1 pseudogene is annotated in these 468 nt (G+C 48.9%); it reads right to left on the reverse strand.

Annotated elements, in window-relative coordinates:
- Window positions 1-468: pseudogene (locus A3751_RS15710) on the reverse strand (RNA polymerase-associated protein RapA); the annotation flags it as partial.

Genomic DNA, 468 nt, shown 5'->3' on the forward strand with positions numbered 1-468 from the left:
GAACTCACCCCGAATCTCTTTGAGTATCTGCAGCGCTAAAGTGCGCTTGATTCCCGAGCTCAACTCGTTGAGTTTTTCATAAGGTAAAACTTCTGATAGATCTCGCCCATCCACGTTCACAACAATACGCTGCGGCGATAGAGGCAAGTACTTGTCTAACTGCAAACTTCTTGGCGCCATGCTATTAACGGTAAAAATCGCCTCCAGGAATAAGGTCCCAGGAGGAATACCCTTCACCGAAATTTTCGCGAGTGCCGCATTGCCGAGCTCACCGCTTTGCATTTGATCCATGAGTTCCGTCACCATGGGATGCTCCCAAGTAACGAAATCCATATCTTCGCGGACCAGCGCTTTTTCACGCTGATAAGTCAGCGTCATCCCTTCATCGGTCAGACAGGGAAATTCCGTTGTTAGCATATGCTCGCCAGGGTGCAATACGAGTGAGCCATCTGATTGATGCTCTTGTTC

It is taken from the genome of Oleiphilus sp. HI0080 (assembly GCF_001635135.1).